Origin of the sequence: Microbacterium sp. CGR2 (genome assembly GCF_003626735.1) — a bacterium.
Lineage (GTDB): Bacteria > Actinomycetota > Actinomycetes > Actinomycetales > Microbacteriaceae > Microbacterium.
Genome location: NZ_RBHX01000001.1, coordinates 2527472 through 2552693, shown reverse-complemented (window position 1 = coordinate 2552693; position 25222 = coordinate 2527472). Strand labels below are relative to the sequence as shown.

The window sequence follows — 25222 nt, the reverse complement described above, 5'->3', positions numbered from 1 at the left end:
GCTGTGATCGCTTGCGGACGGCCCCACCACGCCTGTGAGCAGGCTCCACCCGGTAGCGTAGAACCCATGCGGTTCGCTCATCTGCGCCGTCCTGACTCCCCTCTCGCGGCCCTCGCCGTGATCCAGGGCTCGGACGCCATCCTCGTCTCTGATCTCCTGAACGACGCTCCTGCGACCCTGCAGCAGCTGATCGAGAGAGGCGACGCGGGGCTCGACGCGCTGCGCCGGGCGCTCAGCGATGGCGTCGCACCACGGCATCCGCTCGCCGACTGGGCGTACGCGTCTGCAGTGATCGCCCCGCCCGCTGTGCTGGCTGTCGGACTGAACTACGCGGCGCACTCCAGCGAGCTGGGGCTGAAGACCGACGCCGCTCCGACCGTCTTCACGCTCTGGCCGAATTCGCTGTCGGGACACCAGCAGACCACGTCGTGGCCCCGCAGCCTGAGCGAGGCCGTCGACTACGAGGCAGAACTCGGTGTGCTCATCGGCACCCCGGCGAAGGACGTCAGCGAGGCCGACGCGCTCTCGCATGTGTGGGGCTACACGGTGGTCAATGACATCACCGCGCGCAACATCCAGTTCTCCGAGGCGCAGTGGTCACGCTGCAAGTCCTTCGACGGCTTCACGCCGACCGGGCCGTTCGCCGTCACCGCGGACGAGGTCGCCGATCCCCAGGATCTGCACATCTGGACCGTGGTCGACGGCCACACGGTGCAGGACGCCAGCACAGACCAGATGGTCCGCTCGGTCGCGAAGCTCATCGCGCACCTCTCGCAGTCGCTCACGCTCCTGCCCGGCACGCTGATCTCGACGGGCAGCCCGGGGGGCGCAGGTTACTCCCGCGACCCGCAGATCTTCCTCCGCGACCGTTCGACCGTGACGGTCGCCATCGACGGAATCGGTGAGCTCACCACCCACTGCCGCATCACCGACTGAGCGCCCCCGACCCGACGATCGGGGGCGCATCACTCAGATCTCGACGAGGTCGTCCGGGGTGATCACCGGGATCGCGGCCGTCACGGTCTCCAGCCCGGACAGGCGTGCGGGCGAGAGCTGCTTGACGACCTCTTCCCGAGACATCAGTCCGGCCTCGACGACGAGATCGGCGACGTTCCGGTTGGTGAGGAGGGCGGTCTTCGCCAGGGCGGCGGCGGCGGCATAACCGATGAACGGCGTCAGCGCGGTGATCACGCCGACGGAAGCGCCGACCATCGCACCGAGGCGATCACGGTTCGCGGTGATGCCGTCGACGCAGTTGACCCGGAGGGTCCACATCGCCTGACGCATCCAGGTGATCGACTGGAAGATCGAGTGCGCGATCACCGGCTCGAAGGCGTTCAGCTGCAGCTGCCCTCCCTCCGCCGCCATCGTGACCGTCATGTCGGCACCGGCCACTGCGAAGGCGACCTGGTTCACGACTTCCGGGATCACGGGGTTGACCTTGCCGGGCATGATGCTGGAGCCTGCCTGCATCGCGGGGAGGTTGATCTCGCCGAAACCGGCCTGGGGCCCGGACGAGAGCAGTCGGAGGTCGTTGCAGATCTTCGACAGCTTCATCGCGTTGCGCTTCAGCGACGAGGAGAACGACATGAACGAGCCGGTGTCGCTGGTGGCCTCCACCAGGTCGGCCGAGGTCATCAGATCGAGCGCGGTGATCTCGCGAAGGTGCTTCAGCACCGCCGGCGCGTAGTCCGTGTGGGTGGTGATGCCCGTGCCGATCGCTGTCGCGCCCATGTTGATCTCGAACATGAGTGAGGCGTTCTCGGTGAGGCGCGAGTGGTCGAAGCCGAGTGTCGACGCGAAGCCGTGGAACTCCTGCCCGAGGGTCATCGGCACAGCATCCTGCAACTGCGTGCGCCCGACCTTCAGGACATCGTGGAACTCGCGCGATTTGTTGAGGAAAGACAGGCGCAGCAGATCCAGCTCCTCCAGGAGCGAGCGCAACGTCAAGGAGAGACCGATCTTCACCGCGGTCGGGTACACGTCGTTGGTCGACTGGCTGCGATTGGTGTGGTCGATAGGCGACAGGTAGGCGTAGTCGCCCTTCTCGCGGCCCGCCATCTCGAGCGCGATGTTGGTGATGACCTCGTTCGCGTTCATGTTGGTCGACGTTCCCGCGCCACCCTGGATGACACCGACGGTGAACTGCTCGTGGAACTCGCCGTCGATCACACGCTGTGCTGCGCGGTCGATCAGATCCGCACGCTCCGGGTCCAGCACCCCGATCTCGCGGTTCGCCCTGGCGCTTGCCTGCTTCACCATCGCGAGCGCGACCACCAGGTCGGGATACACCGAGATGGGACGCTTGGTGATCGGGAAGTTCGCGTCGGCGCGCGCGGTATGGATACCCCAATACGCGTCGACGGGAATCTCCATGCTCCCGAGGGAATCGGTCTCGGTGCGGGTCAGGGCAGGCGCGGCAGAAGCCATGTCACATCCTTGTGGGTCGTGGCGGGTGGGAGGTCGGGGGATGCTTCCAGTCTACGCGGCTCCGCTTGAACGCTTGCGAGAGAAGGCCTCGAGTCGCTCCTCCGGCGTGAGCTCCGCCATGCGCTCGAGCCACTCCTCGGAGAAGTACTCCCCCGTGGGAGCGTCGGTCACCGGCACCACGGTGTGTGTGATCGTCTCGGGATGCACGTGCACGAGCTGGAACGCCTGAGCGGCATCCATGCCGTTGACATCCGCCGGCGGCCGCGCGACGTTCATCGTGTAGCAGGTCGCCGAAGCCACGCTCACGGGAACGCCGGCGAACATTCCGTGCGCGGAATAGTGCAGGTGACCGGCGAGGATGCCACGAACGTCGCTGCCTCGGACGATCTCAGCCAGTTCGTCCTGATGGCGCAGCTCGAGGATGTCGAAGAGAGGCAGATGGCTCGGCAGCGGCGGATGGTGCATGGCGAGCAGCGTGCCGTGCGGCGCCGGCCGAGAGAGGATATCGGCCAGCCACGACAGCTGAGCGTCGTCGAGGTCTCCGTGATGCCAGCCAGGAACACTCGTGTCGAGCGCGATGAGACGAAGGCCGTCGAGATCCCAGACTCCGGTGACCGGCTCTTGAGTCGGGGCGAGGTCGAGGAGGTCACGGCGCAGTGCCGGACGCTCGTCATGGTTGCCCGCCACCCAGATGACCGGCGAGCCCAACTCGGCTGCCACCGGCTCGACGGCGGCGCGCAGGCGTCGATAGGCTTCCGGCTCTCCCAGATCGGCGAGGTCGCCTGTCACGACGATCGCCGCAGGGTGTGGATGCACCACCCGGATCGCCTGCAGAGTGCGGGCGAAATTCGCCTCGACGTCGTAGCGTCCCCCCAGCCGCGCGCCCGCCGCAAGGAAGTGCGGATCGCTGACGTGGATGATGACGTGGGACGCCGGACGGTGCCGACCGAACATGTAGCCGCTGCCGTTTCCTGCTGACATGGCTTCAGCCTAGGCGGCCGTCCGACAATCAGTGCCCGACGACGATGATCAGGATGCCGGCGATCACGGCGACGGCGCACATGGTGAAGCATCCGTACGCGCCGACGAGAGCCACGGACTTCTGGTTGTCGGTCAGCGGGCTCTTCTTGGCAGCCTTCGCCGCCTGCTTCGCCGCGCGGCGGAGCTCCTTCTCGGAGATGACGGTGATCGCGTCGGTGAACTCCGCGGGGCTCACGACCGGAGCGCGTCCGCTTCGGACGAGAAGCCGCAGTCCCAGGGAGTAGAAGGTGACGATGGCGGTCGCACCGACGAGCGCGGCGAGGAAGACCTGGAGGAACGCGAACCAGTCGATGACGACGTTCATGCGGAGTCTCCGTTCCGGTCTGCGTCGAGCGTCGTCGTCTGCTTCGACTTCGATCTGGCTTCGACCTTCCGCGCTTTCGCCTCGGTCTTCGCCTTGTCGCGCGCCGCGGCGCGCGCTTTCGCCTCCGCCTTGGCGAGTGCGACCCGCTGCTGACGCCGGGTCGGCGGCGGTGTGTCGGGCAGTTCCACGGCGAGTCCTGATTCGGCGACGTCACTCATGGCATTCGCATGGGTCACCGCATTGCGACGGGAACGCATGAACAGGCCGAGGATGATGAGGACGGCGAGGACAGCGTCGATGGCGACTCCCCACGGGCCGAGCCAGACCACGAGCAGTGCCGCCAGCGCCCCCACGCCGCCGGCGGCGGGCAGGGTCAGCAACCACCCGATGCCGATTCGCCCGGCAGTGCGCCAGCGCACCGTCGACCCGCGCCGCCCGAGACCGGACCCGATGACCGACCCCGAGGCCACCTGAGTCGTGGAGAGCGCGAATCCGAGAGCGCTGGAGGCGAGGATCGTTGCGGCCGTGGAACTCTCCGCGGCGAAGCCCTGCGCGGGCTTGACGTCGGTGAGCCCCTTTCCGAGGGTTCGGATGATGCGCCACCCACCGAGGTAGGTGCCCAAGGCGATCGTGAACGCGCAGGCGACGATCACCCAGAGTTGCGGCTCGTGCTGAGCGCCGGACTGCCAGCCGATGGTGATCATGGCGAGGGTGATGACGCCCATCGTCTTCTGAGCGTCGTTCGTTCCGTGCGCGAGCGCGACCAGAGAGGACGTGAAGATCTGTCCCCAACGGAATCCGTCCCGGCCATCCGGTTTCCCGTCGTACCGCCGCGTGATCGAATACGCGATCTTGGTGGCGGCGAAGGCTATGAGGCCTGCCGTGAGCGGCGCGATCAGCGCGGGCAGGACGATCTTCGACAGCACCGCGCCGAAGTCGATGCCCCCGAGGCCCGCTCCCACCAGGGTGGCGCCGATGAGGCCGCCGAAGAGTGCGTGAGAGGAGCTCGAGGGCAGCCCGAGCAGCCAGGTGAGCATGTTCCACGTGATGGCGCCGATGAGGCCCGCGAAGATCAACGCCAGGAACAGCTCCGCCCCCGCGGCGATGATCGCGTCTTCCTGGATGATTCCGCCGGAGATGGTCTTGGACACCTCCGTCGACAGGAACGCGCCGATGAGATTGAGCACGGCCGCGAGCAGGACGGCGGTCTTGGGCTTCAGGGCACCGGTGGCGATGGGCGTGGCCATCGCGTTCGCGGTGTCGTGAAAGCCGTTCGTGAAGTCGAAGAAGAGTGCCAGCGCGATGACAAGCACGACGATGAGGGCTGCGGTTTCCACCGTTCGCTTTCGGTAGTTGAGGAAGAAGGAGGTGTCGACGGGATCGACGTGACGAACGAAGAGTTCACCGTGGGTTTGACTTCCGTTAACCGGCCCCGGTAAATCCTCCCACCCTGCCCGGTGCCGGTCAACTCGACCTGGGATACCGTGGAACGGTGACTGACGCCCCCATCGCAGAACGCCGTTCCACCCTTCGCAGCCATCACGGCGAGACCTTCGACGACCCGTACGAATGGCTCCGCGCGAAGGAATCGAGCGACGTGATCAGCCACCTCGAGGCCGAGAACGCGCACACCGAGGCCGCGACCGCCCATCTCTCCGCGCTGCGCGAGACCCTGTTCGACGAGATCAAGGGACGGGTGCAGGAAACCGATCTCTCGGTCCCCACCCGGCGCGGCGACTGGTGGTACTACAGCCGCACCGAGGAGGGCGCCCAGTACGGCATCCACTGCCGGGCCGCCGCGGCACCCGATGACTGGACTCCCCCGCGCTTGGAGCCCGGCGTTCCGGTGCCCGGTGAGGTCGTGTTGCTCGACGCCAACGCTGAGGCGCAGGGTCACGAGTTCTTCTCACTCGGAGCGTTCGACACGTCGGACGATGCCACGAAGCTGCTGTGGTCGACCGACTTCGAAGGCGACGAGCTGTACACCGTGCATGTGCGCGACCTCTCCTCGGGAACGACGCTCCCGGACGAGATCCCGAACACCGGAGGCGCGTTCTTCACTCCGGATGGATCCGGCGTTCTCTACACGACCCGCGACGACGCCTGGCGCCCCGACACGCTGTGGCTGCATCGCCTCGGCACTCCCGTATCCGACGACGTCCGACTCTTCCACGAGCCGGACGAGAAGTTCTGGCTCGGCGCCGGGATCACTCGCAGTCGCCGGTACCTCGTCATCGGGGTCGGCTCGAGCATCACCAGTGAGGAATACCTCGTCGACCTCGCGGGAGAGCTCACCGCCGAACCTCGAATCGTCTGGCCGCGTCGCGAGGGCGTCGAGTACTCCCTGGATCACGCCGTGGTCGACGGCGAGGACCGCCTCCTCATCCTGCACAACGACGGAGCCTTGGACTTCGAGCTCGTTTCGGTGGCGGCATCCGACCCGCAGGGGCCGCGCGAGACGATCGTCGCACACGAGCAGGGCAGGCGCTTGCTCGGCATGGATGCGTTCCGCGACTTCGCGACGGTCGAATACCGCAGCGAAGGCCTCGAGCGGGTCGGACTGCTCGACTACTCCACGAGCTCTGTCGAGGAGATCGCGTTCGATGAGCCGCTCTTCTCGGCGGGGGTGAGCGGGAATCCCGAGTGGCACGCGCCCTACCTGCGACTGGGCTACACCTCGTTCGTCACACCGGGAACGGTCTACGAACTCGACCTCGCGTCCGGCGAACTGCTGTTGCGCAAGCAGGTCGCGGTTCTGGGTGGGCATGACTCCGCCGAGTACGGACAGCGACGCGAGTGGGCGACCGCGTCGGACGGCACGCGGGTGCCCATCTCGCTCGTCTGGAGGCGATCGTTCGGCGAGCCGGGGTCCGAGGCCCGACCGGTTCACCTCTACGGCTACGGCTCCTACGAGCATTCGATCGACCCCGGATTCTCCGTCGCCCGTCTGTCCGAGCTGGATCGCGGCGTGATCTTCGCGGTGGCCCATGTGCGCGGCGGCGGGGAGATGGGGCGGCAGTGGTACGAGGACGGCAAGCTGCGCAACAAGCGCAACACCTTCACGGACTTCGTCGCCTGCGCCGAACACCTCGTCATCACGGGGGTCACCACCCCGGAGCGGCTCGTCGCCGAGGGCGGCAGCGCCGGAGGGCTACTGATGGGCGCCGTCGCGAATCTCGCCCCCGAGCTCTTCGCCGGCATCCTCGCCGCCGTTCCGTTCGTCGACGCCCTGACGACGATCCTGGACCCGTCGCTGCCGCTCACGGTCATCGAATGGGACGAGTGGGGCGACCCGCTGCACGATGCCGAGGTGTACGCCTACATGAAGTCGTACTCGCCGTACGAGAACGTTCGCGACGGCGTCGCCTACCCGCGCATCCTCGCCGTGACCTCACTCAACGACTCTCGTGTCGCGTACGTCGAGCCGGCCAAGTGGGTCGCACGCCTGCGAGAAGCCGGAGCATCCGACGTCCTCCTGAAGTGCGAGATGGTCGCCGGGCACGGAGGCGTCAGCGGGCGCTACAACTCCTGGAAGGAACGCGCCTTCGAACTCGCCTGGCTGCTCGACACCCTCGGACTCGCGGAGTCCTGAGCGCGCGGGGGCTCAGCCGAAGAGTGCCGCGGCCTCGTCGTAGCGGTACCGCGGAACGGTGTTCAACTCGCCCAGCGCATCGGCGAAAGGAACCCGAACGATATCGGTGCCCTGCATCGCCACCATCTGACCCCAGGCACCCTCGACGATCGCGTCCGCTGCGTGCAGACCGAGACGGGTCGCGAGAACACGATCGAACGCCGAAGGCGATCCGCCGCGCTGGATGTGGCCGAGAATCGTCGCACGCGTCTCGATTCCGGTGATGCGTTCGATCTCGGGGGCGAGCTGGTCGCCGATTCCGCCCAGACGGGGGCGGTTGAACGCATCGAGACCCTTGTCGCTGTAAGCCTCTTCCATGCCGAGCAGCTTGAAGCCCTCGGAGACGACGACCAGCGGAGCACGACCACGGTCGTGCGCGCTCGTGACCAGCGCGGTGATGTCGTCGATCGACATCGGCACCTCGGGGATGCAGATGATGTGAGCGCCTGCGGCCATCCCCGCGTGCAGCGCGATCCATCCCACGTGACGACCCATGACCTCGGCCACCATGCAGCGCTGGTGGGAGTCGCCGGTCGTACGAAGACGGTCCATCGCGTCCGTGGCGATGTTGACCGCGGTATCGAAGCCGAAGGAGTAGTCGGTGGCCTGGAGGTCGTTGTCGATGGTCTTCGGCACGCCGATGACCTTGATCCCATCCTTCGAGAGCCGATCCGCCGCGGCGAGCGTACCCTCGCCGCCGATCGCGATGATGCCGTCGATCTTGTGGCCGTACAGGGTCTTGGCGATGTTGTCCGCTCCCCCGCGCTCTCCCTCGTACGGGTTGGTGCGGCTGGTTCCGAGGATCGTGCCGCCGACCTTGGAGAGACCCTTGACCTCGTGCCGGGTCAGCGGCATGAAGTCGCCTTCCACGACGCCTCGCCAGCCGTCGCGGATGCCGACGAACTCGAGGTCGTAAGCCGTGGTGCCCTTGAGCACGATTCCGCGGATGACCGCGTTGAGGCCGGGGCAGTCGCCGCCGCTCGTCAGGATGCCGATCTTCATGCTGGTGCCTTCAGACGTTCGGGAGAAAGGGGAAAGGCGACGCTGCCTGTTTCGACACTAGCGGCATGCCGCCGCTCGGCGCCATTCGAAGGTGGCGAAAAGCACCGATCTTGCCGCCTGTTCGAACCACTCCCGACGATCTTGAGACGATCGCCACGACAAGGCCCGGATTGTGCGTTAAGAACCCGGAATCTTTAGGAGCTCGATCCGCTCAGCGCCTGACGCAGAAGATGCATCAGCGCTGCCAGCTGCACCGGCTCGGCCGCGACCTCGTCCATCGCCTCCCCGTCCAGCGCGCGGGCAGCAAGGCCCTGCTTCTGGTCGATGAGTTCGGCGATCTTCGTGTCTATCGTGTGCGCTGCGATGATCCGCCATGCCGTGACCGGCTCGCCCTGACCGATGCGGTGCACGCGATCGATGGCCTGCGTCTGCTCTGCTGCCGTCCACGACAACTCGGCGAGAACGACGTTGGAGGCGGCCTGCATGTTGAGCCCCACACCCGCAGCGGTCAGCGAGCAGACCGCGATACCGACGTCGGGATCGCCGTTGAAGTCATCGATCGCCTGCTGGCGCACGGTGGATGACTGGTCGCCGCGAATCGACACCGACCGGATGCCGGCAGCGGCGAAGTGCGCCTCAGCCTGATCCATGACGTCGATGTGCTTCGCGAAGAACACGACCTTGCCGACTGAGCGCTGCAGCTGCGCGGCGTAGTCCGCTGCGAGCCCTGCCTTGGCCTGACCGATGCGGCGCACCATCGTGAAGACGTTGTCGCCCCCGGTACCGGCGGCCTTCGACTCCTCGAGCTCGTTCTGAGCGACCAGACGCACGACGTCCTCGTCGATCGCTCCCGCGAGCCCTCGCGACCCCCCGGCGGACCCAGCCGACGACGAACGCGCTTCGATGTTGCGGCGGTAGCGCGCAGCGAGCCGTTCCCCGAGTTCGCGTTCGGCCTGGCGGATGCTGCGGCCGAACTCGTCGTCGAGCTGCACCGGCAGGTCGGCGACGAGCTTGTCCGGGAGATCGGCGGCGACGTCCTTCTTCTTCCGACGGACGATGCCCATCGAGATGACAGCCTCGCGGGCCTCCGGGTAGAAGGCCTTGTCAGCGGGGGTGAAACCGGTGGCCTCGAGCTTCTCCATCAGTTCAGGACCCGGCTTCTCGCCCGTGGTCCACCCGAGGAAGCGCCAGATCGCGTCGAAGTCCTCGACGTCGTTGATCAGGGGGGTGCCGGTGAGCGCGAGCATCAGCGGGTCGCCACCGGGAGTGCGCTCGCGCACCTGCGAGGCGAGGGACAGCACGTTCTGCGATCGCTGGGAGGAGAGGTTCTTGATGAAGTGCGCCTCATCCACCACCATGCCGCGGAGTCCGATCGACGCGAGCCAGGACAGGTGGCGGTCGAGGATCTCGTAGTTGACGATGAACACGTCCGCGAAGGCATCGATGTCGGTGCCGTCGCCCTGAATGACCGTGGCGCGTCGCTGCGGCGTCCACCGCTCGACCTCGCGCGCCCAGTTCATCTTGACGACGTTCGGGACGACGGCGAGCAGCGGGTAGGCGCCGGCGACGGATGCCGCGAGCAGAGACTGGGCAGTCTTACCCAGTCCCGGTTCGTCGGCGAGCAGGAAGCTTCGGTGTCCGGAGCGCACCGCTTCGATGAAGCGCGACTGGTGCACCATCACCTCGCGCCCCTTCGGCGACAGATGATCGTATTCCGGCGCAGGAGGCAGTTCCATCGAGGCGACGGACCCGCCCGCCCCGGTCTCGAACGCCTTGTAAAGCGGGCCCATCAGTTCCCAACCGTCGAGGCGTCGACGCGGGGTGGAACCGGTGCCTCGCGGGGTCAGGTTCGGTGGCAGGAACGGGTTCGCGAGTTGACGGGCTTCGACGCTCGGAGGCGTGACCTGGCGCTCGGCGATGGCGGCGGGGATCGTCGCGATCTGCACAGGGGCAGCATCCGCGATGATGAGTTCTTCGGGCGCGAGTTCTGCTCCGGACTCGAGGAGCCAATCCCGCCGCATCCGCTTCGCCACGGGCGAGGTCGCCTGATCCGCCTCGAGGAGCTGGATGAGGGAGGTGTCGCGTGCAGCCGTCTTCGCGAGGATGGTCGCCACGCCGTCGAGACGCTTCAGCAGTTCTGCGCGAGCGGCATCGCCGAGCTCGGCATCCGCCTTGACCCGCGCGCGCTCCTCGCGCACCAGGAAGGCGATCACCTGGAACTTGACGCGATTGGTCGGGCCGAGCTTTCCGCGCTGCGATTTCGCCTCGATCTCGCGCACCTTGCGCGCGAGGATCGGGATGAGCGGGGCTTCGTCATCCCGCCGGGACGTCTTCCTGCGCCGCGTGGCGGCGGTTGCCGTGGTCGGCATGCTCCTCCTGAGCGTGAAGGCCCACCGCATCCTCAGGAGGCTGTGGGTCCGTTCTCGATGTCCGCGTGTGGCGTGAGCCAGGACCGTACGAACGATAGATCCGGTTTGCGCCGATGCACGCGAGACGCGTGAGGCTCGGTGCGAACCGGTGTCCAGTCTACGTCATCCCGCCCCGCGCACCGAGACCAGGAACCGCAGGTTACGAATTCGTCTCCGGATGTTCAGCCAGCACGCGCTCCGCTTCGGCGACATCCGTCGCGATCTGGGCGGTGAGCTTCTCGATGCCCTCGAAGGCGACCATGCCGCGGAGCCTGCGGACGAATTCCACGGTGACGTCGTGTCCGTAGAGGTCGAGCCCGGTCTCGCCGACCACGTGGGCCTCCACCTGTCGGTCCGCGACGTCGTCGAACGTGGGGTTGGTGCCGACGGAGATCGCCGAAGGGTGGCGGATCCCGGTGTCGTGATCGACCAGCCATCCCGCGTATACGCCGTCGGCAGGAACGAAGGCGCCCACGATGGGCGAGAGGTTGGCGGTGGGGAAGCCGAGCTCCCGACCCCGCTTGAGGCCGTGCACCACCTCGCCGCGCACATCGGGGTACCGGCCGAGGACGCGGGCAGCTCCGGTGACGTCTCCCTCGGTCAACAATTCGCGGATCCACGTCGAGGAGACTCGGCGGGAAGAACCGGGGAGATAGACGTCGTCGACCACTTCCACCGAGAAGCCGTAGCGCGGCCCCAGAGTCCGGAGGAGGTCCGGCGTGCCCACTCCCCCGCGACCGAAGCGGAAGTCCTTCCCCACCAGCACGCGCGACACGTGGAGAGACTCGACGAGGATGTCCACCACGAACTCCTCGGCACTGCGGTCGGCCAACTCCGCGTCGAACGTCAGCACCATGGTGGCGTCGATACCCAGCTCTCCGAGGAGCTCGAGCTTCCGATCGACCGTGACGACGTTCTCCGGGCATCGATCCGGTCTCAGCACGGCGAGCGGGTTCCGGTCGAAGGTGACCGCGACCGATCTCCCACCCGCGACCGCGGCCGCGTCGTTGAGACGCTCGATGACGGCGCGGTGCCCGGCGTGTACGCCGTCGAACTTGCCGATGGCCACAGCCGTCGGGCCGAAGTCCTCCGGCACGTCCGCCGGCCCGCGGAACACGATCACGCGCTGACCTCGACCCGGCTGTCCGACTCCACAGGACGGTGCGTACGCAACCACCAGATGCCGAAGACCGGGAGCACGAGCGGGATGAACAGGTACCCGCGCCCGAACAGCGACCACACCGTCTCATGCTGGAAGAGATCCGGAAGCAGGACGCTGAGTGTCCCCACCACCAGCACTCCGGTGAGCTCGAAGAGGATCGCGACCCAGGCGACGGCGTACCATCCGCTGCGGCCCGCGAAGACGAGAGCGAGCGTGGCGAGGATGTAGACGACGGCTGCGAGAGCGGACAACGAGTAGGCCAGCGGTGCCTCGTCGAAACGGCGGACGATCTGCACGAAGCTGCGGCCGGTGGCAGCGAGCGCCATGACGGCGTAGACGATCACGAGGACGCGACCGATTCCGGTCATCCGAGTGGAGGGGGCGGTGGAGCTCATAGCGCCTACCATCCTAGAGCCGCGCGGGCGGGGCCGGACGGTGCGTCCGCGTCGGCCGTCACGCGATCTGGATGGTCCAGATCACCTGCATGCGCCACAGCATCACGGCGATCGCGAGCGCAGCGACGCCGAGGATCACCGTGCTCCACCGGCTGCGCTCGGTGAGTGCCCAGATCACCGCGCCGACGGGAAGCAGCACCGCTGAGACGAGATAGACCCAGTACTCGAGGAGATCGCCGGTGGGCGGATTGCCAGCGAGCGGCGCCACGATCGCGACCACCACCTGCACGAGGAGCACAGCTTCCACGAGGGCGAGAGCACCCACGCTGTAGTCGCTCGGTCGTCGGCCGGCAAAGCCTGCCACCAGACAGAAGACCCCCGCAGCCACCGCGATCACGATCTGCACGATCGTCAGCCACAGGATCATCGAGCAGCCTCCGGCATGTTCATCGCGCTCTTGATGTCGTCGCCGCGCTTCTCGACGATCCCGATCAGCGCACCCTGTGCGTCGATCGCGGCAGCAGGTGTCCCGTCGAGCCGGCGGGCCTGACCGCTGAGTCGCTTTCCGTGACGGAGGTCTCGCGCCTCGTCGTCCGACACTTCGAGGACCGTGAGGATCTGCCCCGCGGCCTGCCCCGGCGTCAGCAGTGGCGCCCCTTCGAGATGCTCCACGGTCACGGCATCGGCCACCTCGAAGGGGCCCACGCGCGTCCGCCGCAACGCCGTCAGATGTCCGCCCACTCCGAGCGCGGCCCCGAGATCGCGGGCGAGCGCCCGAATGTATGTGCCGGATGAACAGTCGACCATCACGTCGAGGTCCAGGGTGCCGTCAGCCTCCCGGCGTCCGACAACGTCGAATCGCGACACCACCACCTCTCTGGCGGCGAGCACGACATCCTCCCCGGCACGTACGCGGTCATAGGCGCGGCGCCCGTCCACCTTGATCGCCGAGACGGCGCTAGGCACCTGCGGGATGCGCCCGGTCAGTGCGGCGATCCCCGAGGCCACGGCGTCGTCGGTCACGGCGGTCCACGCCTCCGGCGCGGCCTCGGACAGAATCTCCCCGTCGGCATCATCGGTGCCCGTGGTCTGGCCCAAGCGGATCGTCGCGGCGTACGTCTTGTCCGCGCCGACGACATAGGTGAGCAGACGCGTCGCCCCTTCGAGGCCCAGCACCAACAGGCCGGTCGCCATCGGGTCGAGAGTGCCGGCGTGCCCCACCTTGCGGGTGCCGAAGGCCCGTCGAGCCCGCGCGACCACATCGTGACTGGTCAATCCTGGGGGCTTGTCGACGAGAAGGATGCCGGGCGAAACCATCCCCCCAGCCTACGATGCCGTCCCTCTCGGAACTGCACGGCTCGGACGGGGCGTGCGGCCCTCCCTGGCTCGCTTAGGCTGTCGGGGTGCCCGCGAAACCACCCCCACTCCGCGCAGACCTGCGGCCCCTCGTCGGGTGGTACCGGACCGCGGCCCGCGATCTCCCATGGCGGCGATCCGAGTTCCATGAGCAGTTCGGAGCGTGGGGTGTGCTCGTGAGCGAGTTCATGCTGCAGCAGACGCCGGTCGCACGCGTGATCCCGCACCTCGCGGCCTGGCTTGCACGCTGGCCCACCCCCGCCGCGCTCTCCGCAGCCTCCGGCGCCGAGGTGGTGCAGCAGTGGGCGAATCTGGGCTATCCGAGGCGGGCTCTGTGGCTGCACCGGGCTGCGAGCGAGATCACCACTCGGCACCACGGCACGGTCCCGCGGGACATCGACGCCCTGCTCGCGCTCTCCGGCATCGGCGACTACACCGCGCGGGCGGTCGCAGTGTTCGCGTACGGCGACCGGCATCCCGTGGTGGACACCAACACCCGGCGCGTCCTCGCTCGCGTGGTGGAGGGTCGGTCGCAACCGTCTTCGCCGTCGCGCCGCGACCTCGTCCTCATGGAATCCCTCCTTCCGCCCGCAGACGCCGACGCCGCCGCGATGAATGCGGCCTCGATGGAATTCGGAGCCACGGTGTGCACCTCGCGTTCGCCCCGGTGTGCGGTGTGTCCTCTCGCATCGACGTGTTCCTGGCTGCAAGCGGGGCGTCCGGACACCGGCGATGACCGCAGACGCCAGGCGGCGTATGAAGGATCGGACCGCCAGGCGCGGGGTGCGGTCCTGCGCATCCTCAGAGAGGCGGCCCCGACGCCGGTGGCGCTCGGCTCGCTGCTTCCTGAGTGGCCGGACCCGCTGCAGCGCGATCGTGCGATCGATTCCCTGGTCTCCGACGGGCTGGCCGAGGCTGACGGAGCACTGCTCTCGTTGCCCCGCTGACCCAGAACGTCGCGCTACAGCTGCTGATTCGTACGGTGTGCGAGCGCGGTGAGTCCCACACGCCCGCGCACATCGAGCTTCGCGAAGATCCGCCCCAGATGCACCTCCACGGTGCGGACGGACACGCACAGCGCCGCGGCGATCTCGCGGTTGCCCGCCCCACCGACCGCCCGCATCGCCACTTCGACCTCGCGTGCGGTGAGCACCTGCGCCCAGATGTGCCGACACGTCGTCAGGGCGTCGGGGACGGCGGCGGCGTCTCCGTCGCGCATGTCGAGCCGTGCCAGCCGATCCTCGGTGAGGCGCGCCCACGCCATCGCGCCGGAAAGCTCGAACAGACGCTGCGCGCTCTGCAGGTGCCCACGCGCGAGGACGAGCTCGTCGCGAATCGCGCTGTGGACGCCGAGCATCGCCTCCGCCCTTCCTCTGGCGAACGGCGATCTCAGCGTACGGGCGGTCTCCTGCGCTCTGTCATGCTCGGTGCGCCAGGAACTGTCGGCCGTCGTCGCCGCGCGGAGCCGTAGCGCGTGCGCGAGAAAGATATCCGGCGGTGCCACGATTCCTCGGGTGGACGAACCGCCTTCCCACGTCAGCGCGACCTCGTCGAGCCCGGGTACGCACAGTGAAGTCTGCGGCGCACCGAGATCGAGCCAGAGCCGCACGGACATCGCCGCCTCATCGAACTCACCTGCCAGGAAAGACTCGATCCCGCGATCGATGAGAGCGTCGATCTTCACCGCGGGCGGCAGCGCAGCCGTGAGAGCACGCGATATCGGCCCGAGTTCGCCCAGGACGGCCAGGTCCAGTCGACGTGCGAGCACGACACCCAGGCCTGCGAGCGGCAATGCGACCGGGAGTTCGAGCGCGGCGAGCGTGAGGCGTTCCCGCGCGAGTCCGATGTCGCCGCGCCAGGCGAGGAGCAGCACCTCGACGACGGAACGGTACGCGCGAATGATCGGGCTGTGCTCGAATCCGGCGACGAGTGAGTCGACCTCGGGCTCCAGGGCGGTGTCGGCCGTCCGCAGCACACGCAGTCCCTGATCGATGTCCCCGGCCATGGCCGCCTGCAGGGCCCGCAGCACACGGCTGCGTGGAGACTCGGCCTGCGCATCGTCCTCGGCCTGATCGCACTCGCGCTCCCCGATGATGAGTGTCCCCAGGGCGACCGCAGGGTCGCGCAGCTCGCGCTCCGCGCCGACGCGCGCAGCTGCCTCCCGGAGCGCCATCAGCCAGGCGCGCATCCCGGCGCGATCACCGCGTTCGGCGCAGAGCACCGCGGTCAGCGCTGTCGCCCGAGCCCACGCATGCCAATCGCCGTCGTCGTCGGTGCAGGGCCGCAGGGAGGTCGGGTTGACCTCCGGCACGGTTCCCTGCAGGCAGGAGCGGGCAGCGATGAGCCCCGCGAGCCCCTGCAGGCGCTGACTCTCCGCTCCGTCGCGGAACAGGTCCCCCAGCCAGGCGACCGCCTCCGCAGCGAAGCCGGAGCGCATCAGGCTCGTACCCACGATGGAGCGGCATTCGTCATGATCGGCGCCTTCGGCGTGGTTCGACGCCTCACGCGCGAAGAGCAGCGCTCGGTCGGTCGAGCCGGTCTGGGAGCATCCGCGGGCTATTCGCGTCAGCTCGGCGCCCGCCTGTTCATCCCGTACCAATGCTGCGCGGGCGGCGTGCCACTGGGTGCCGATCAGATCGCCGCGTGCTCGGCAGATTCTGCTCAGACGCTCATGCACGGATCGGAAGGTGTCCGATGCCGTCCTCGCCCGCAGCCAGATCTCCAGGCGAGGATCGACGAACGTCATGCGACCGGCGTGCAGGTCGAGATGAGCGCCGAGCGGACCGCTGACGATCGCTTCGGCAGGACGACCGTCGAAGTCGAGCAACGGTTCCGACTCGCCCTCGAGCGAGAGGGAGAGCGCGAGGAGAAGATCTCTGTCCTGATCGCTGAGACTCAGGTCCCGGAAGGTGCGCGCTATGGCGGGAACGAGCGGGAGCGGCTCGGGGAGGGAGCGCAGACCGCGCCGCTGTGCTCGCGTCAGACGTCCGACGACCTCACGGATCGTCGACTTGTCGCCGTGCAAGGCTGTCGCGAGCGTGACGACGACGTGGGGGGCGCAGCCGAGGTCGTCGAGCAGGAGGTCGTCGACCAGACTCTCGATCGCGGCGCGCGGGATCATCCGTTCCCCGGTCGCGTTCGAACCCTCGATGCCGATCCCCCTCAGCCGTGCGGGACGCGATCCCGCACGGCCGAGAGTATCAAACTCGAATCACTTCTCTTCGTCGTCGTCGACCCGGTAGGGATCGGCGTCACCGGCGTGAGATGCCGAGGACGCAAGCCTCGCGACCTCTGCATCGCGCTCCTGCGCCTCTCGCAGCAGCGCGCTGATGTGATCGGCATTCTCAGGCAATGCATCAGGGATGAACTCGAGCGTGGGCACCAGACGCGTGCTCAGTTGACGGCCGACCTCGCTGCGGAGCATTCCCGTCGCGGAGGTCAGTGCGGCGCCGCTCGCGACGCGCTCCTCCTCGGTACCCAGCACCGTGTAGAACACCGATGCGTGCTGCAGGTCGCCGCTCACACGGACATCGGTGAGCGTCACGAACCCCAACCGGGGGTCGCGGAGCCCTTTCTCCAAACGCTCGGCGAGGATCACTCGGATCCGATCCGCCAGACGTGCCTGTCGTTCTCCGGCCATTGTTCTCTCACTCTCCGCACAGGCTTCGGGCGCCCTTCGTCTCGCGCGCTCGCTCACGAGCCGGAGCGAAGGACGCCCGAAGATATATCGAATTGATCAGCCGCGAGGCTTCTCGACGAGCTCGGTCGTCTCGATCTCATCACCGATCTGGATGTCGTTGAACTTGCCGAGACCGATACCGGCCTCGTAGTCCGTGCGCACCTCGGTGACATCGTCCTTGAAGCGACGCAGCGACTCGATGGCAAGACCATCGGCCACCACGACGCCGTCGCGGATGACGCGCGCCTTGGCGTTTCGTGTGATCGTTCCCGACCGCACGATGACACCGGCGATGTTGCCGAACTTCGAGGAGCGGAACACCTCTCGGATCTCGGCGACACCCGACTGGACCTCTTCGTACTCAGGCTTGAGCATGCCCTTGAGCGAGCTCTCGACCTCGTCGATGGCGTTGTAGATGACCGAGTAGAACCGGATGTCCACACCTTCACGAGCAGCGCGCTCGCGCGCCTTCGTGTCGGGGCGGACGTTGAAGCCCACGATGATCGCGTTGTCGATCGTCGCCAGGTTCACATCCGACTCGGTGATCGCACCGACGCCGCGGTGGATGATGCGCAGCTGCACCGAATCATCGACCTCGATCTTGAGGAGCGACTCCTCCAACGCCTCGACGGCACCGGAGACGTCACCCTTGATGATGAGGTTGAGCGACTCGACCTTGCCCTCTTCGAGAGCACGGGTGAAGTCCTCGAGCGAGATGCGCTTGCGGGCCTTGGCCAGCTGGGCATTGCGCTCGACGGCTTCACGCTTCTCAGCGATCTGGCGAGCCATGCGGTCTTCCTCAGTCACGATGAAGACGTCACCGGCCCGGGGCACGGAGTTGAGACCCTGGACCTGCACGGGACGCGAAGGGTACGCCTCGAGGACGGCATCGCCGTTCTCGTCGGCCATGGCACGCACGCGGCCATACGCCGTTCCCGCGACGATCGGGTCACCGATCCGGAGGGTTCCGGACTGGATCAGCACCGTCGCGATGGAACCGCGGCCCTTGTCGAGCTTCGCCTCGATGGCGACACCGCGAGCGGCCTTGTTCGGGTTGGCCGTGAGGTCGAGGCCGGCATCGGCGGTGAGGAGCACCGCATCCAGGAGTTCCTGGATACCGGTGTTCGCACGCGCCGAGACGTCGACGAACATGACGTCGCCACCGAACTCCTCCGCGACCAGACCGTACTCGGTGAGCTGCTGGCGCACCTTCGACGGGTTGGCGTCGGGCTTGTCCACCTTGTTCACCGCGACCACGATCGGCACGTTCGCCGCCTGGGCGTGGTTCAGCGCCTCCACCGTCTGCGGCATGATGCCGTCGTCGGCGGCGACCACGAGGATCGCGAGGTCGGTGACCTGCGCACCTCGGGCACGCATGGCGGTGAACGCCTCGTGACCGGGGGTGTCGATGAAGGTGATGGCACGTTCGATGCCATCGTGCTCCGTCCACACCTGGTAGGCACCGATGTGCTGGGTGATGCCTCCGGCCTCACCCTCGATGACGTTGGTCTGACGGATGGCGTCGAGCAGTCGCGTTTTACCGTGGTCGACGTGACCCATGACGGTGACGACCGGGGGACGGATCTCGAGGTCGTCCTCGCTCTCGGCTTCGAGCTCCTGATCGAGGTTGAGACCGAAGCCCTCGAGGAGCTCCTTGTCCTCGTCCTCGGGCGAGACCATCTGGATCTTGTAACCCAGCTCGGCACCCAGGACCTCGAAGGTCGCCTCGTCCAGGGACTCGGTGGCGGTGGCCATCTCTCCCAGGTTGAAGAGGATCGTCACGAGCGTGCCCGGCTGCACGTTGTAGCCGGTCAGCGTCTCGATCTTGTCGGCGAAGTCCGCGATCGATGCGCCGCGGCGCATCCGGATGATCTCCCCGTTTCCACGGGTGACGTTGACGCCACCGACGACCGGGGCGCTCCGCATCTCGAATTCCTGCCGCTTGGCCCGCCGCGACTTGCGCTGCTTGCTCTTGCCGCCGCCCTTGCCGAAGGCACCGGCGGTGCCTCCACCAGGACCGCGACCACGACCGCCGCCGCCACCGGGACGACCGGCGAAACCGCCACCGGGACGTGCGCCGGGACCGGCACCGGGTCCGCCGGCACCACCCGGACGGCCGGGGCCGCCTGGACGCTGCTGGAAGGGGGCACCGCCGGGACGGCCGCCAGGACCACCGCGTGCACCGCCGGGCCGCGGGGAACCGGGCCGAGGAGCACCCGGCCGAGGCGCACCGGGACGAGGTGCCTGCGGACGCGGGATGTTACCCGGCGTCGGACTAGGGCGTTGGCCCATGCCCTGCGCGGAAGCGAAGGGGTTGTTGCCCGGACGGGGACCGGCCGGACGCTGTCCCATTCCCTGCGACGAGGAGAACGGGTTGTTGCCGGGGCGCGGGGCACCGGGCTTCGGCGCTCCGCTCTCGGCGGGCTTCGGGGCACTCGGGGCCTCTGCTGCCGGTGCGGAGCTTTCCGCAGCCGGAGCCGGAGCTTCGGGAGCTGCGGCCGCGGGGGCCGGGGCTTCGGGAGCCGGAGCCTCCGGAGCGGGCTTCGGACCAGGCCTCGGGCCCGGGGTCGGTGCCTGCTTGGCACCGGGCTTGGCGGCTGACTTGGCGGCCGTCTTCGCTGCGGGCTTTGCCGCAGCAGGCGCGTCGGCGCCCGCCTTCAGCGAGCCATCGGATTCGATCGCGGCGCGAAGTTTGCGCGCGACCGGCGGTTCGATGGTCGAGGACGGGCTCTTGACGAACTCGCCGAGTTCTTTGAGCTTTGCAAGAGCGACCTTGCTGTCGACGCCGAGTTCGGCGGCGATCTCATGTACGCGTGGTTTACCAGCCACAATTCTCCTGTCTGGGTCGGTCTACCCAGACAGGGCAGACCACTAGTCGCGGACGGGTCTCATTTCGAGCCGTTCACTTTGTTTCCATAGCTGTTCAGCCTTTGTTTCTTGGTGGATGCTGTTCGATGTTCTGCGTGTCCAGCGGTGCGGACACGCGGAGTGCTCTGCCGAAAGCGCGGCGCCGCAGCGCGGCCTCCGTGCATTCCGGCACCGGATGCACCCACGCGCCACGCCCCGGCAGGACAGCACGCTCGTCGATAACGAGCACGTTGTTCTGGGACACCACCCTGAGAAGGGCGGAGCGGGGAGCACGCGTGCGACAGCCGATGCACGTTCGTACGGGTTCCATCTTACACCTGCGTTCCACCCCGCCTCGCTCGCCCCGAGGGCGCGCCGGGGCGGAATCCGGTCAGTCGAGGACGCTGTCCGGCTGAATGTCGATCTTCGCGCCGGTGAGCTTGGCGGCCAATCGGGCGTTCTGCCCCTCTTTGCCGATCGCCAGCGACAGCTGGTAGTCCGGGACGAGCGCGCGGACGGCCTTGGTGCTGGCGTCGAGCATGAACGCGCTCGTGACCTTCGCCGGCGAGAGAGCATGAGCGACGAACGTCGCCAGGTCCGGGTCGTGGTCGACGATGTCGATCTTCTCCCCCGCCAGCTCTTCCGTGACGGCACGGACGCGTCGCCCGAGTTCGCCGATGCATGCTCCCTTGGCGTTGATGGCAGGATCGTTGGCTTTCACCGCGATCTTCGTGCGGTGACCGGCCTCGCGAGCGAGAGAGACGATCTCGACCAACCCGGCAGCGATCTCCGGTACCTCCAGAGCGAACAGCCTGCGCACGAGTCCGGGATGGGTGCGCGAGACAGTGATCTGCGGGCCTTTGAGCCCCTTCGCGACGCTGGTGACGTACACCCGCAGGCGCGAACCGTGCGTGTACTGCTCTCCGGGCACCTGTTCCTCAGGCGGGAGGATGGCTTCGACGCTCCCGAGATCGACGTGGATCATCCGGGGATTCGGCCCCTGCTGGATGACCCCCGCGACGATGTCACCCTCTTTGTCCTTGAAATCGCCGAGCACGACGTCATCGGCGATGTCGCGGAGGCGCTGGCTGATGACCTGCTTGGCGGCGAACGCCGCGATGCGGCCGAAGTCGTCGGGGGTCGCATCCTCTTCGCCGATGATCGCGCCCTCTTCGTCTCTGACGACCTGGAGCACGGCGACATGGCCGGATCTGCGATCGAGGTGGACGCGCACGCCTTCCGGAGTCACCCCGTCGGCAGCCACGTGCTTGGAGTACGCGGTCAGGATCGCCTGCTCGATGATCGAGACGAGCTCCTCGAAGGGAATCGCCTTCTCCTTCTCGATCCCTCGCAGCAGACTCAGTTCGATGTCCATGACGGCCTCCCTATTCAGCTCTCGTCGCTCGCCTGTTCGCACGCGCGACATCCGTACCACGATACCCTGTGCCCACCGCTTGCTGCCACGACGGCAGCAGTGCCCACGCCGGTTTACGCCACAGGAGGCCCCGTGAACACCTTCGACACCGTGGTGGTCGGTGCAGGGATGTCGGGCCTCACGGCCGCCCGGATGCTCGCCGACGCCGGCCAGCATGTCGTGGTCCTCGAAGCTCGGAACCGCATCGGCGGACGGATGCACACGGTCCGCGACTCCGGGTTCGCCGTCGACCTGGGCGCCTCGTGGATCCATGGGATCGACGAATCGCCGCTCTGGGACCTCGTTCAGGCGCTGCACATACCGACGCTCGAGTACACGGTCGGAAGCTTCCAGGCCGGAGGCCGACCGATCGACTACTTCGACGGCACGGGCAAGGCGATGGATGCTGCCGCCACCGAGCGCTGGATCGACGATGTGGCGCACGTGGATGAGCTGCTCGTCCAGGAGATCGGCACCGCGGCATCCGGCGACACCTACCTCGACGTCACGGAGCGCGCTCTGGACCGCTCCGGGCTCGCGCCGGAGAGGATCGACGAGATTCGAGAATTCTTCCGCCACCGGGTGGAGGAGCAGTGCGGTGCATGGATCGGCGACCTCGACGCGCACGGGCTCGATGAGGATGGGATCGACGGCGACGAGGTCATCTTCCCCGGCGGGTACGACGAGATACCGCGGCGCATGGCATCGGGCCTCGATGTCCGGCTCGAGCACTCGGTGAGGCTCATCGAGCGTTCCGCTGACGGAGCGAGAGTCACCACCGATCGTGGTGAGTTCCACGCGAAGAGCGTCGTCGTGACCGTTCCCCTCGGCGTGCTCAAGTCAGACGCGATCACGTTCGCGCCGCCGCTGCCAGAGACCGTCTCCGGGCCCATCACACGACTCGGCATGGGGGTGTTCAACAAGGTGTATCTTCAGTTCTCCGAACGGTTCTGGTCGGAGAACGTCTACGCACTGCGTGCGATCGGAGAGCCCGGCGCGCACTGGCACTCCTGGTATGACGTGTCCGCGGTCAGCGGTCGCCCGACACTCCTCACGTTCGCCGCAGGGCCGTTCGGCAGGCGCGTGCAGGGGCTCTCCGACCACGAGATCATCGAGGATGCCGTCACGGCTCTCCGCGCTCTGTACGGCACGGGCGTCGGGGAAACCGTCGCACACTGGGTCACCCGCTGGGGCTCCGACCCGCACTCGATGGGCTCGTATTCGCATATCCCGGTCGGCGCTTCGCATCACGACCACGATGCTCTGTCCGGGCCTGTGGAAGACGTGCTTCATTTCGCAGGAGAGGCGACGTGGGGCGCGGAGCCGGCCACCGTGGGTGCGGCCTTCTCCTCCGGGCGCCGGGCTGCCGAACGGATCCTCGGCCGCACGATCGACCTCGCGGCCTTCGCTTCAGGGATCGTCCGGCGGGAAGCGGATGCTCAGGGCGCCTGAGCATCCGCTCCTCACCTCACGCGATCAGGCGCGATAGGCCTGCACGACGGCCGGGCGTGGCGCGGTGGCCACATCTCCGGCAGCGGAAGAGCCGTAGTCGGGGAACAGCGAGTTCGGAGCCTCGAACGTCCCGTCCTCGCCCGGGTGCTGCACCGCGACGAAGACCAGACCTTCCTTGTCGTGGATGACAGGTCCGCAGGTCTCGGCGTCCCGCGGCACGGCCAGGAACTGCTGCACGTGGCCCCGCTCTCGCCCACGGAGCGGCACCTTGAACAAGCCGTCGGCCAGGCCGATGGTGCTCGGAGCGCCGTCGGTGGAGATCCACAGATCACCCTGCGAGTCGAAGGCGACGTTGTCCGGGCACGAGATCGGTGAGACGAGCTCCTTCGGGAACCCGGCGAAGTATGCATTCTCGAACGTCGCGGGGTCTCCGCACAGCAGCAGGATGCTCCACCCGAAGGTCGTTCCGGTGTGTCCGGCGGTCTCGGTGAGCTCCACCACGTGGCCGTATCGGTTGCCGGAAACGGGGTTCACCTCGTCCACGGCCTTCCTCGCGGTGTTGTTCGTCAGCGCGACATAGATCTTGCCCGTGACCGGGTTGGGTTCGACGTCTTCGGGGCGATCCATCTTCGTCGCACTCACCGCATCAGCGGCGAGCCGCGTGTGGACCAGCACCTGCTCGGTCGTGAATCCGGGGACCACGCTCTTCCCACGCCGCGTCAGTGGCACCCATGAGCCGGTCCCGTCGAAAGCGCCGTCCGCGGGCAGCGCCCCGGTGCCGGTGATCTCGGCCGCCGGCGAATTTCCCGAGAACTTCGCCACATAGAGGTCGCCCTCGCTGAGCAGCGACAGATTCTTCTTGCGCGAACCCGAGATGCGATTCTTCGAGACGAACTTGTAGAGGTAGTCGTTGCGCTCGTCGTCTCCCATGTAGGCGACGACCCGCCCGTCGGACGCCACGTGGACGTTCGCGCCCTCGTGCTTGAACCTGCCCATGGCCGTGTGCTTGCGCGGTGTCGACTTCGGATCCTGAGGGTCGATCTCGACGATGTAGCCGAAACGGTTCGGCTCATTGACGTAGTCAGGGTTGTGCGCGTCGAATCGCGGATCGTACGTCTCCCAGCCGGTCGACGTCGAGGTCGTGCTGGATGCCGAGTACCTCTTCTGCGCCGCGGTGTCCGCAGCCCACGCGAAGTAGCCGTTGAAGTTCTCTTCGCCCGAGAGGACGGTTCCCCAGGGGGTCGTGCCGCCAGCGCAGTTTCCGAGCGTGCCGCGCACCCACCGTCCCTCGGGGTCGTCGGCCGTCTTGACGAGGTCCGAGCCCGCCGCCGGGCCCGTCAACTCGAAGACCGTCTCGACGGTGATGCGACGGTTGCGACGCCCGTCGACGACGTACGACCACGGGTCACCGACCTTCCGGCGACGGATCTCCACGACGGACATCCCTTGAGCCGCCTTGTAGATGTCGCCGCGTCGCCGCAGCTCCGCGGCATTCGTCGTCGAAGGGAACATGAGGTTCGGGTTCACATACTCGTGATTGTTGACCAGTACCCCGGACTTGCCGCTCGGGTCGGCGATGAGGTCGAGATAGTCGCTGTTGTATCCGAACTGCTCCGCCTGGGCTTCCGGCGTCTGGCCCGCGAGCGAGAACGCGGGCGTGCGCGAGAAGAGAGGGTCACCCCAGCGGATGAGAGGCTGCCAGGTGAAGCCCTCCGGAACGGTGAGCGCGTCGATGTCCGCAGGAACCGGTTCGATGGCGCGGAAGGACAGTCCCGCCTTGCCGGGTTTGCCGAAAGAGACTCCCAGTTCGCCGGCCCCTGCCGCACCAGGAGCGGAGACGGGGGCATCGCGGCCGACGCCGACGGCGACAGCCACGGCTGCGGCGGCGCCGAGGCCGAACAACGCGCGGCGCGAGAAGACCGCAGAAGCGATGGAGCGGAAGTCCTCGTTGGCAGAGGTGTTGCACTCAGGCCCGAGGCACGCGTTGGCGCACTTCAGGTGGCAGGTGACCGCGGAGCGCTTCCCACGCACATGATCGGCCATCGGGAGCGGGCGTCGGATGTCGTCTGCCAGGGTCATCGGATCCTCCTCGTAGTGTCGT

20 protein-coding genes are annotated in these 25222 nt (G+C 67.5%); 4 read left to right on the top strand and 16 right to left on the bottom strand.

All coding sequences use genetic code 11. The features are described from left to right. The first annotated feature begins 66 nt into the window (after window positions 1–66). Window positions 67–936, top strand: a complete 870-nt coding sequence (locus D7252_RS12695) for a fumarylacetoacetate hydrolase family protein (protein WP_120775721.1) — start codon at window positions 67–69, stop codon at window positions 934–936. Between the two features lie 33 nt (window positions 937–969). On the opposite strand, the gene D7252_RS12690 is transcribed toward D7252_RS12695, so the two are convergent. The 4 genes from D7252_RS12690 to D7252_RS12675 are packed head-to-tail and all read right to left on the bottom strand — an operon-like array spanning window position 970 to window position 5112. Further along, the gene (locus D7252_RS12690; RefSeq protein ID WP_120775720.1) at window positions 970–2430 is read right to left on the bottom strand and encodes an aspartate ammonia-lyase; all 1461 of its coding nucleotides are present in this window, start codon (window positions 2428–2430) and stop codon (window positions 970–972) included. Window positions 2431–2481: 51 nt separating this feature from the next. Then, the gene (locus D7252_RS12685; RefSeq protein ID WP_120775719.1) at window positions 2482–3411 is read right to left on the bottom strand and encodes a metallophosphoesterase; all 930 of its coding nucleotides are present in this window, start codon (window positions 3409–3411) and stop codon (window positions 2482–2484) included. Window positions 3412–3439: 28 nt separating this feature from the next. Continuing rightward, the gene (locus D7252_RS12680; RefSeq protein WP_120775718.1) at window positions 3440–3775 is read right to left on the bottom strand and encodes a peptidase; all 336 of its coding nucleotides are present in this window, start codon (window positions 3773–3775) and stop codon (window positions 3440–3442) included. Beyond that, complete coding sequence (locus tag D7252_RS12675; RefSeq protein WP_120775717.1) at window positions 3772–5112, bottom strand: inorganic phosphate transporter; 1341 nt, start codon at window positions 5110–5112, stop codon at window positions 3772–3774. Before D7252_RS12675 ends, D7252_RS12680 begins: the two co-directional genes overlap by 4 nt. Window positions 5113–5267: 155 nt before the next feature. Between D7252_RS12675 and D7252_RS12670 the strand changes: the two genes are divergently transcribed. Next, a complete protein-coding gene (locus D7252_RS12670; protein WP_120775716.1) occupies window positions 5268–7367 on the top strand; it encodes a S9 family peptidase in 2100 nt (699 codons plus the stop codon). Window positions 7368–7379: 12 nt separating this feature from the next. On the opposite strand, the gene D7252_RS12665 is transcribed toward D7252_RS12670, so the two are convergent. The 6 genes from D7252_RS12665 to truB form a co-directional block, all read right to left on the bottom strand. Beyond that, on the bottom strand, window positions 7380–8408 hold the full coding sequence (locus D7252_RS12665) for a 6-phosphofructokinase (RefSeq protein ID WP_120775715.1): 1029 nt from the start codon (window positions 8406–8408) through the stop codon (window positions 7380–7382). Window positions 8409–8602: 194 nt separating this feature from the next. Continuing rightward, on the bottom strand, window positions 8603–10777 hold the full coding sequence (locus D7252_RS12660; RefSeq protein WP_120775714.1) for a DEAD/DEAH box helicase: 2175 nt from the start codon (window positions 10775–10777) through the stop codon (window positions 8603–8605). A gap of 199 nt (window positions 10778–10976) precedes the next feature. Continuing rightward, window positions 10977–11939 carry a bifunctional riboflavin kinase/FAD synthetase gene (locus D7252_RS12655; protein WP_120775713.1) on the bottom strand — a complete coding sequence of 321 codons (963 nt, stop codon included), beginning with the start codon at window positions 11937–11939 and terminating at the stop codon, window positions 10977–10979. Continuing rightward, the gene (locus D7252_RS12650) at window positions 11936–12373 is read right to left on the bottom strand and encodes a hypothetical protein (protein WP_251050724.1); all 438 of its coding nucleotides are present in this window, start codon (window positions 12371–12373) and stop codon (window positions 11936–11938) included. Before D7252_RS12650 ends, D7252_RS12655 begins: the two co-directional genes overlap by 4 nt. 58 nt (window positions 12374–12431) lie before the next feature. Then, window positions 12432–12800: a hypothetical protein gene (locus D7252_RS12645; protein WP_120775711.1), complete on the bottom strand. Its 369-nt coding sequence runs from the start codon at window positions 12798–12800 to the stop codon at window positions 12432–12434. After that, window positions 12797–13690 (bottom strand): tRNA pseudouridine(55) synthase TruB, encoded by an 894-nt coding sequence (gene truB, locus D7252_RS12640; protein WP_120775710.1) that lies wholly within the window; start codon window positions 13688–13690, stop codon window positions 12797–12799. The genes D7252_RS12645 and truB overlap by 4 nt, the downstream gene beginning before the upstream one ends. Before the next feature lie 86 nt (window positions 13691–13776). Between truB and D7252_RS12635 the strand changes: the two genes are divergently transcribed. Further along, the gene (locus D7252_RS12635; protein ID WP_374225766.1) at window positions 13777–14676 is read left to right on the top strand and encodes an A/G-specific adenine glycosylase; all 900 of its coding nucleotides are present in this window, start codon (window positions 13777–13779) and stop codon (window positions 14674–14676) included. A 14-nt stretch (window positions 14677–14690) separates the two neighbouring features. Here D7252_RS12635 and D7252_RS12630 read toward each other — a convergent pair whose 3' ends face one another. The 5 genes from D7252_RS12630 to nusA all read right to left on the bottom strand — a co-directional run bounded on the left by D7252_RS12630 (window position 14691) and on the right by nusA (window position 21630). Then, window positions 14691–16850: a response regulator transcription factor gene (locus D7252_RS12630; RefSeq protein ID WP_120775709.1), complete on the bottom strand. Its 2160-nt coding sequence runs from the start codon at window positions 16848–16850 to the stop codon at window positions 14691–14693. A 90-nt stretch (window positions 16851–16940) separates the two neighbouring features. Further along, complete coding sequence (gene rbfA, locus D7252_RS12625; protein ID WP_120775708.1) at window positions 16941–17369, bottom strand: 30S ribosome-binding factor RbfA; 429 nt, start codon at window positions 17367–17369, stop codon at window positions 16941–16943. A 96-nt stretch (window positions 17370–17465) separates the two neighbouring features. Further along, window positions 17466–20237, bottom strand: a complete 2772-nt coding sequence (gene infB, locus D7252_RS12620) for a translation initiation factor IF-2 (protein WP_120775707.1) — start codon at window positions 20235–20237, stop codon at window positions 17466–17468. Between the two features lie 94 nt (window positions 20238–20331). Next, the gene (locus D7252_RS12615) at window positions 20332–20586 is read right to left on the bottom strand and encodes a YlxR family protein (RefSeq protein ID WP_120775706.1); all 255 of its coding nucleotides are present in this window, start codon (window positions 20584–20586) and stop codon (window positions 20332–20334) included. Between the two features lie 60 nt (window positions 20587–20646). Further along, window positions 20647–21630, bottom strand: a complete 984-nt coding sequence (gene nusA / locus D7252_RS12610) for a transcription termination factor NusA (protein ID WP_120775705.1) — start codon at window positions 21628–21630, stop codon at window positions 20647–20649. Between the two features lie 132 nt (window positions 21631–21762). Between nusA and D7252_RS12605 the strand changes: the two genes are divergently transcribed. Beyond that, window positions 21763–23121 (top strand): NAD(P)/FAD-dependent oxidoreductase, encoded by a 1359-nt coding sequence (locus D7252_RS12605; RefSeq protein ID WP_120775704.1) that lies wholly within the window; start codon window positions 21763–21765, stop codon window positions 23119–23121. A 24-nt stretch (window positions 23122–23145) separates the two neighbouring features. On the opposite strand, the gene D7252_RS12600 is transcribed toward D7252_RS12605, so the two are convergent. Then, complete coding sequence (locus D7252_RS12600) at window positions 23146–25200, bottom strand: PhoX family phosphatase (RefSeq protein WP_120775703.1); 2055 nt, start codon at window positions 25198–25200, stop codon at window positions 23146–23148. Between the last annotated feature and the right edge of the window lie 22 nt (window positions 25201–25222).

Excerpts from the sequence above, each read along its gene's own strand:
- D7252_RS12695 (WP_120775721.1), top strand. The coding sequence starts at position 67 with ATGCGGTTCGCTCATCTGCGCCGTCCTGACTCCCCTCTCGCGGCCCTC.
- D7252_RS12690 (WP_120775720.1), bottom strand. The coding sequence starts at position 2,430 with ATGGCTTCTGCCGCGCCTGCCCTGACCCGCACCGAGACCGATTCCCTC.
- D7252_RS12685 (WP_120775719.1), bottom strand. The coding sequence starts at position 3,411 with ATGTCAGCAGGAAACGGCAGCGGCTACATGTTCGGTCGGCACCGTCCG.
- D7252_RS12680 (WP_120775718.1), bottom strand. The coding sequence starts at position 3,775 with ATGAACGTCGTCATCGACTGGTTCGCGTTCCTCCAGGTCTTCCTCGCC.
- D7252_RS12665 (WP_120775715.1), bottom strand. The coding sequence starts at position 8,408 with ATGAAGATCGGCATCCTGACGAGCGGCGGCGACTGCCCCGGCCTCAAC.
- D7252_RS12660 (WP_120775714.1), bottom strand. The coding sequence starts at position 10,777 with ATGCCGACCACGGCAACCGCCGCCACGCGGCGCAGGAAGACGTCCCGG.
- D7252_RS12650 (WP_251050724.1), bottom strand. The coding sequence starts at position 12,373 with ATGAGCTCCACCGCCCCCTCCACTCGGATGACCGGAATCGGTCGCGTC.
- D7252_RS12645 (WP_120775711.1), bottom strand. The coding sequence starts at position 12,800 with ATGATCCTGTGGCTGACGATCGTGCAGATCGTGATCGCGGTGGCTGCG.
- truB (WP_120775710.1), bottom strand. The coding sequence starts at position 13,690 with ATGGTTTCGCCCGGCATCCTTCTCGTCGACAAGCCCCCAGGATTGACC.
- D7252_RS12630 (WP_120775709.1), bottom strand. The coding sequence starts at position 16,850 with ATGATCCCGCGCGCCGCGATCGAGAGTCTGGTCGACGACCTCCTGCTC.
- rbfA (WP_120775708.1), bottom strand. The coding sequence starts at position 17,369 with ATGGCCGGAGAACGACAGGCACGTCTGGCGGATCGGATCCGAGTGATC.
- D7252_RS12615 (WP_120775706.1), bottom strand. The coding sequence starts at position 20,586 with ATGGAACCCGTACGAACGTGCATCGGCTGTCGCACGCGTGCTCCCCGC.
- nusA (WP_120775705.1), bottom strand. The coding sequence starts at position 21,630 with ATGGACATCGAACTGAGTCTGCTGCGAGGGATCGAGAAGGAGAAGGCG.
- D7252_RS12600 (WP_120775703.1), bottom strand. The coding sequence starts at position 25,200 with ATGACCCTGGCAGACGACATCCGACGCCCGCTCCCGATGGCCGATCAT.